This window comes from Chryseobacterium contaminans (genome assembly GCF_001684955.1).
Lineage (GTDB): Bacteria > Bacteroidota > Bacteroidia > Flavobacteriales > Weeksellaceae > Chryseobacterium > Chryseobacterium contaminans.
The window spans coordinates 1-5,389 of sequence record NZ_MAYF01000129.1 but is presented as its reverse complement, the minus strand read 5'-3'; the positions used below and the strand labels follow the sequence as shown (position 1 = coordinate 5,389).

The 5,389-nt window shown below is 37.0% G+C and carries 1 protein-coding gene and 1 pseudogene; both read right to left on the bottom strand.

Annotated features, from left to right (window positions below; translation table 11 throughout):
• A pseudogene (locus tag BBH99_RS09280) lies at positions 1 to 3,767 on the bottom strand (hypothetical protein); the annotation flags it as partial.
• 662 nt (positions 3,768 to 4,429) lie between these two features.
• A partial coding sequence (locus tag BBH99_RS09275) for a T9SS type A sorting domain-containing protein (RefSeq protein ID WP_131799206.1) occupies positions 4,430 to 5,389 on the bottom strand: 960 nt, incomplete at its 5' end.

The window sequence follows — 5,389 nt, the reverse complement described above, 5'->3', positions numbered from 1 at the left end:
AGGTTAGGCTCATTTGCAAGCCAGTCTGCTCCATTGGTATGATTCGTATCGGCTGATTTCGTGGTCATAGTAGGAACCATGAAGATCATAGGATTTTTCACAGAATAAGATAAAACTTTGCTGATTTTATCCGCAACTTTATCAGTAGTCAATACATTCGCCTGTACAGAATAATCAGGATACTTTTTAAGGTAAGAATCTGAATAATACGTTGCGGCAGAAAGTGTGCTATAAGTAACAGTGCCATTTGACTGTACAGTCCCTAAATAAACAGGTGCTGAGTTTCTGTTGGCATTTACAAAAACAGGCAGTGGATCTTTTCTACCCCATTGGTAGTGTAATCCTCCGGTAGAAGTCGTTTTATTAGCTTCTGCAATAGCCTGATTAGCCCCGAGGTCTCTATCCATTATTTCTGTTTTGATAACTTCACCAGGCTTGATGTAATTGATATAATTAACAGCAGCCTGGTTAGGTAATTCAGTAACATAGGTAACAGAGCTGATAGGCGTATTGGTTACCCAGATATGCCAGCTCCAGTAAATAGGGTTGGTGATACTTCCATTATGTAATGTAACAACAGCATTCCCTGATTGGTTTGGAGCTATTTTAACATTGATATTCGTATTGGAAATATCAGCTAATGAAGCAGGAGCAGCATTAGACAATGCAATATTACTGATTAAGCCTGTGGCAGTAGACCACAATACATTAACCTTCAGATCATTGAAGTTTGATGGATTTAAAATATCAGGATTGTTAAGCAGTTTGCTTTGAGCAGAAAAAGCCTTACTGATTGGAATCTGGATGGTAGATTCTACAGTGCTTTTCACAATCGTATACGAGTTTGGATTGTTTAAGCCTTCAGCATATTCCACTGCATTATTAAAGAATTCGGTAGGGAAATTATAATTGTTTACTTCATACAGAGGGTCTTTAATACATCTGCATCCGTTAGCTCCGGAAGTTGCTCCAGTACCAATAGGATAATATTGATATCTTCCTGTAATAGAAGGTAAAGAAGGATCAGGAACATCCGGTTGATCTCTGTCAGGAATCATACGGAAGCCTCTGGCTGATACTACAGGGGTGGCATCAAACCATTTTGGCATTGTTGCAGTCCATAAATACGTTTCGTGTTGATCCGTGTACTGCCCTTCATGGTAATTTCTCACCAGAACGCCTGTACCTGGGAATAGCCCCATATTATTTCCTCCTACATTACTAAGGTCTACCCCCACATTGTTATAGATTTTGAACCCTTTCATAAAATCCGGAGTATTATTATCGTTAGGTTTAATGATATGATACTTATTGGCTTCAAAAGTATTGATGGATATATTATTCTTAATACCAAACGGACTGAAATCTACTCTTAAATCATCAATATAGCTTCCATTCCCTAAATTGGAAACCAATACAGAAGGGATTCTCCATCCGTTAGGACAAGGGTCAAAAGATGATTTATCTCTATACGGATTAGCGCTGTTATCACTATTATAATCTCCGCTTGTAATAAAGCCTTTTGAATTATCAGACCATAAGTTTAACTCACTTAATCTATTCGGAGGTAATGTAGCAGAATTACCAAACCAGTTTACCTGAAGATTGGCATTGTTATTATAAAGAGCCTGACCAGAATTATCATCTTTGTTCACATAAATTAAGCTTAATGGATTTTTAACAGATAAACGGATATTATTAGGAACTGTAGCATTGGATAAGGTTACTGTTTTAATTAAATTGTCGATCTTCTGGGAACCATTCGCCATATTCCTGGACTGTCTGTGTCTTATTCTTCCTACAGATCCGGAAGCTTCGTAAAAGTCATTTCCTTTGTATGCCAATGGAGGAATCGGGTCTTTTCGTCCCCATTGGTAAAGCAGACCTCCATTTTTGTTAAATTCAGTTCCGGTGATGGTATTACTTAGAGCACCCAGGTTCCTGTCCATCCATCCCCAATCTGAATCAGGAATTAATTCTACTGTTCCATCACTTTTTTGTCTTTTTACGCCATCAAAACTCTTATAAGTGGAGCCGTTGGTAGGGTCATCAGTAACCCAAACATGCCATGACCAGAAGATTTCTCCGTTTACTTTGTAAGCAATGACTGCATTTCCTTCCTTAGTCTTATTAATCGGAACTTTTATTTTAGCATCTTCTCCGGATCCTATAATTTCCAGGCTGTAATTGTCTCCGGATTTTATTAATCCATGGATATCTTCCCAATATACATCTGCAGTCACAGTACCCGTCGGGATAGGACTTCCGCCCATAAGAGGATTGGTATTCCACATTTCATATGCCTTTTTTACAGGGATATAAAGACCGTCTACATCTGCGTTGGTTTTCTTGTCCTTACCTGTGAAGATATAGCTGTTTGGTGCTTTAGACCAGTCTGCATAATCAGATACAGCTCCAGAGTTGATGGTAAAACAAGAAACAGGGCATTCTTCTGTAACAGGGTTGGTAAAAATCCCCACATACTTTATAAACTTATTGATCTCGCTTTCGATATCCATCAAAGGTCTTGACGGACCGTTCCAACTGGCAATTACTTTTCTGTTTCTGATAGCTCCAACACCATACAAAGATGCCTGAGAAGTGTTACTCAGTGAAAAGTTTTCAGAACCAGGACCTCTCTGCTTATTATTAAGCGGCGGATACCCAAAATCATTCGTTGTATTATAATTACTTATGGCAGAAAGAGAAACATATTCGCCGTTGGCTTTATATACTCTTAATCCGGTGACTTTACTGATCACAATAACAACTGGCTGCTGATTGGTAAATACATCACCCAGCTTTTCATTGATGTAATTATAAAGATTATAATATCGATTGACAAGAGCATTAGGATTTGTAAAATCAAGATATCCCCTACCCCAGGCTTCACCTCCCTGATCCGCTGGTAAAAACCAGTTGCTGAAGTTGATAAAGAAACTTTCATTGGAAAACTTTCCTGCAAACATATATACCGGATCATGATAAGAGAACTCGAAAGGACTGGTATCACTATTCTGATAAATATACTTTTGAGAACTGGCAATCGTAGGAAGGTTATTCGGATTTGTAATATTAACCACCGGCGAATTAACATTGGAATTATCTAATGTCGCGTTGCCCTGGAATGACAAAACAATATCATCAAGTTTCCTTACCAAATGCTGGGAAGTTACCCTATCCTTTACTCCTGAAACCGTTCCGTTAGGATTATATACAACAGTTCCGTTTTTTTTAGGCGTAAACAGAATGGTGTACTGGTTTTCATCTAGGTCACAGTTTCCATAGACATAATCCGATTGTCTGTAATGGCTTACTGTCTTGTTCCATACAACAGACGACCAGTTGGTTACCGTTTCATTAGAACTCAGTTCGATTTTTACAGAATGTGAAGCTAGAGCTGATTGTGGTAACTCAAAATTAGCTGTTAGATCTTCGTCATAGTCATAATTACCTGCAAAAGTTTTGCACCATACAGAGATCCAGTTGTTCTGGGCGTCCTTATACTTAATAGTAACTTTTACATCTCCTGCGGTAGCCGGTTTTTGAAAGTTTCCTTTCATAATTACCAATCCCTTCTCATTCACATTTTGTGAAATGATGATAAGCGGATCAAGATCATAGGAACTTGGGGGTAAAGCGTCCTTATGCTTGAATCCAATACTGGTCTCAACAGGTCTGGGGACAGATACTGCCCTTGCCCAGGTATGAGACGAAGCAATACAAAGTACTGCAGCAAAAATCTTTAAGGTCGATTTTTTTTTCATACGTATAGAATTAAAAGTGTTTTAGAGGGGTGAAATGAATATATAGACCAAATAATATTAGGAATTAAATAGAATTTAAAAAACTATTCCAATCCCAACCTCTACAATTAAAAAGTGGAATTTCCTATTTTATTATCTGGAAAAAAGCGTGATTAAATCAAGTCCTTATGAGTGGGGCTCATAGGCAGTAAAGAATATAATATCCCCATATGTAGAACGTATTTATTTTTTTTCATGTTTATCTATTTGAGTTTTCCTGTTATGTGTTTTTAAATAATTAAAGAGACAGATAAATCTGATCTTTAAATCATTAACAAAATTATAAAAAAAAAGATATCCCACAATAGAGAGATTGTGTTTTTGAAAAACAGAGTAGGTAAATCAAAAATGAGTGATTTACAGTTTCATAAAGTCAATTTATTATAAAAAACTGCCATTGTACTCGAAAAAGTAAATGACAGCTTCGATCTTTCAGACTTTACATGTTCAAATTTAAATTAATTATAAAAAATTATTGCTGATTAATTTTAAAACGTATTCAGATATCCTTGTGACAATAAATTGAAATCATTTTCAAAAAAAAAATTCTAAAACAGGCCCTTAACTCTATAAAAAAACCACCTCAGTTTTTGAGGCGGTTCCAAATTTCACATGCATTCATGTTACTCTTTAATAATCTTCACTATGGTTTCCGAGTTGTTAATTCGTATTAAATAAGCTCCGGATAGTAAAGAAGAAAGATCAATCTGTTCATTTTCAAACTTACCCGATTTTACCATCTCTCCTGCAGTATTATAGATCTGATAATAATATTCTTTAACCCTCTCATTCCCTTTGATGTATAATATCCTTTTCACAGGGTTAGGGAATAACTCAAACTTATTCTGGGTTATTTTATCCTCAATTACTGATTTGGCTAAAACATTAGTAGCTTTAGCCGCAGATAATGAAGTAACCTGTAGTTTAGGAATCGGGCCTAACTCATTTCCGTTTTCATCATATTTTACTTTAACACAACGGCAGTTTTGGGCAAAGTACGGATCAGCATTACTGCTAAACGGAATTAAGTAGTTCCCGATGTACTGTATCTCCGTTCTTAATGCTCTTCCTGTATAATTGGAACCTAAAGCTCCTAACCAAAAGCCTCCATAAACGTAATCGATAGCATTGAAATCCGGAGCGGCAGGGGTGGCTTCTATGGTATTTCTACCTCCTCTTACTCCCAGATTGGCAAAACTTCCTATATTATAAGCAGGATCACCAAAAGTATATCCAATAGCTGCGGAACTGTAAGGATTTCTGTTGATTCTTGTTCCTCCATAATTGTTAGGAATGCTTGCTCCAGCAGTAGGTTTATAAAAAGGAGTTGCTCCCACGCTTGTATTAGAAACACCTGTTACATCAGGAATCCTCCATCCTTCAGGACAAGGATCAAAAGGTGATTTTTTGCCTCCTCTACCCCATCTTTCCGGGGCCAGGTTAGGCTCATTTGCAAGCCAGTCTGCTCCATTGGTATGATTCGTATCGGCTGATTTCGTGGTCATAGTAGGAACCATGAAGATCATAGGATTTTTCACAGAATAAGATAAAACTTTGCTGATTTTATCCGCAACTTTATCAGT